This window comes from Mesorhizobium sp. M1E.F.Ca.ET.041.01.1.1 (assembly GCF_003997355.1).
Classification (GTDB): domain Bacteria; phylum Pseudomonadota; class Alphaproteobacteria; order Rhizobiales; family Rhizobiaceae; genus Mesorhizobium.
Genome location: NZ_RZSL01000718.1, coordinates 1 through 2,628, shown reverse-complemented (window position 1 = coordinate 2,628; position 2,628 = coordinate 1). Strand labels below are relative to the sequence as shown.

Annotated in this window: 1 protein-coding gene; it reads left to right on the top strand. The window is 67.5% G+C overall.

Going from position 1 to position 2,628, the window contains the following annotated elements; genetic code table 11:
* Positions 1 to 3 precede the first annotated feature (3 nt).
* A partial coding sequence (gcvP, locus tag EOA38_RS33100) for an aminomethyl-transferring glycine dehydrogenase (protein WP_127301211.1) occupies positions 4 to 2,628 on the top strand: 2,625 nt, incomplete at its 3' end.

Below are 2,628 nucleotides of genomic sequence, written 5' to 3'. Positions count from 1 at the left end.
CCTATTCCCTTCTTGGCCCGCCATATCGGTCCCGGCCTCAACGATGTCAGAGCCATGCTCGCCGTCATCGGCGTTCCGTCCGTCGAGACACTGATCAGCCAGGCCGTGCCGAAGTCGATCCGTCTGGACCGGCCGCTCGCCCTGCCTGCTCCGGCCAGCGAAGCCGAAGCGCTGGCGGAATTATCGGCGATCATGGGGAAGAATACGGTGCTGAAGTGCTTCATCGGCGCCGGCTACCATGATGTTTTTGTACCGCCGGTCATCCAGCGCAACATGTTCGAGAACCCGGCCTGGTACACGGCCTACACGCCCTACCAAGCCGAGATCAGCCAGGGCCGTCTGGAAATGCTGTTCAATTTCCAGACCCTGGTCACCGAATTGACCGGCCTGCCGGTGGCCTCGGCCTCGTTGCTCGATGAAGCCACCGCCGTTGCCGAAGCGGTCGGCATCGCGCTGCGCCATCACCGCGACAAGCGCACCAAGGTAGCACTCGCCGGCACGCCGCATCCACAGACGCTCGATGTCGTGCGCACTCGCGCCGAGCCGCTGGGCACCGAGGTCGACGGCGAGACGATCGACGACAACACCGCCGCACTCCTCGTCTCGTGGCCGGACACCTTTGGCGTCTATGGCGACCACAAGGCAGCGATCGAGAAGGCCCGCGCCGCCGGCGCGCTGGTCGTCTTCATCGCCGACCCGCTTGCGCTGACGCTGACGGAGGCGCCGGCGAAGCTCGGCGCCGACATCGCCGTCGGTTCGATGCAGCGCTTCGGCGTGCCGATGGGCTTTGGCGGCCCGCACGCCGCCTATTGCGCTGTCACCGACAAATTGACCCGTCTGATGCCCGGCCGCCTTGTCGGCCAGTCGACCGATACCATGGGTCGCCCGGGCTATCGCCTCGCGCTGCAGACGCGCGAGCAGCACATCCGCCGCGACAAGGCTACGTCCAACATCTGCACCGCGCAGGCGCTGCTCGCCAACATGGCGACGGCCTATGCGATCTGGCACGGTCCCACCGGCCTGCAGGCGATTGCCGGGCGCGTCCACACCCTCGCCGACCGCCTTGCCACCGGGCTCAAGGCCGCCGGCATTTCGGTGCTCGGCACACGCCGCTTCGACACGGTGACGGCCGAGGTGAAGGGCAAGGCAGGCTCGATCGCCGCCGCCGCCGAGAAGACCGGCCGGCTTCTGCGCGTCATCGATGCCGACAAGATCAGCATCGCCTTCGACGAGACCTCCACCGACACCGATCTGGAGGCGATCGCGGCCCTGTTCGGCGCCAGGCCCGGCGCGGTGGAAGGTGGTTCCATGCCGGGCAAGCCGCGCGGCAAGGAGTTCCTCACGCAGCCGGTTTTCCATGAGAACCGCTCCGAGACCGAGATGATGCGCTTCCTGCGCCGGCTGGCCGACAAGGACCTCGCGCTCGATCGCGCCATGATCCCGCTCGGCTCCTGCACCATGAAGCTCAACGCCGCCGCCGAAATGATGCCGGTGAGCTGGCCGAGCGTCGCCAACCTGCATCCCTTCGCGCCGTCCGGCCATTCGGTCGGCTACCGCGCCATGATCGGCGACCTGGAAGCCTGGCTATCGGAGATCACCGGCTTCGATGCGGTGACCTTGCAGCCCAATGCCGGCAGCCAAGGCGAATATGCCGGCCTGCTCGCCATCCGCGCCTATCACCGTTCGCGCGGCGAGGGTCATCGCACGGTCTGCCTGATCCCGTCCTCAGCGCATGGCACCAATCCGGCGAGCGCGGCGATGGCCGGCATGAGCGTGGTGGTGGTGCGCTGCACCGAGGACGGCAACATCGACGTCGAGGACCTCAAGGCCAAGGCGGCCGAGCATTCGAAGGACCTCGCGGCGCTGATGTTCACCTACCCATCGACGCACGGCGTCTACGAGGAAGGCGCGCGCGACCTCTGCGCCATCGTCCATGAGCATGGCGGCCAGGTCTATTTCGACGGCGCCAACCTCAACGCGCTGGTCGGCCTGGCCCGTCCAGGCGACATCGGCGCCGACGTCTGCCACATGAACCTGCACAAGACCTTCTGCATCCCGCATGGCGGCGGCGGGCCGGGTGTCGGTCCGATCGGCGTCAAAGCGCATCTCAAGCCCTATCTGCCGGGCCACGTAACCGAGGGCACGACCCATGCCGTGGCGGCGGCGCCCTTCGGCAGCGCCTCGATCCTGCCGATCACCTGGATGTACATCCGCATGATGGGCGCCTCGGGCCTGAAGCAGGCGACGGAGACGGCGATCGTCTCCGCCAACTACATCGCGACCCGGCTCGCGCCGCACTTCCCGCTCCTCTACAAGGGCAGGCACGACCGCATCGCCCATGAGTGCATCCTCGACACCCGCGTGCTCAAGGAGAGCGCCGGCATCAGCGTCGACGATATCGCCAAGCGCCTGATCGACTACGGCTTCCACGCGCCGACCATGTCGTTTCCGGTTGCGGGCACGCTGATGGTCGAGCCGACCGAGTCCGAGCCCAAGCGCGAGCTCGACCGCTTCTGCGAGGCGATGGTTGCGATCGCCAGCGAGGCGGCGAAGGTGGCGAAGGGCGAGTGGCCGCTGGCCGACAATCCGCTGGTCAATGCCCCGCACACCGCCGCCGAGGCACTCGCG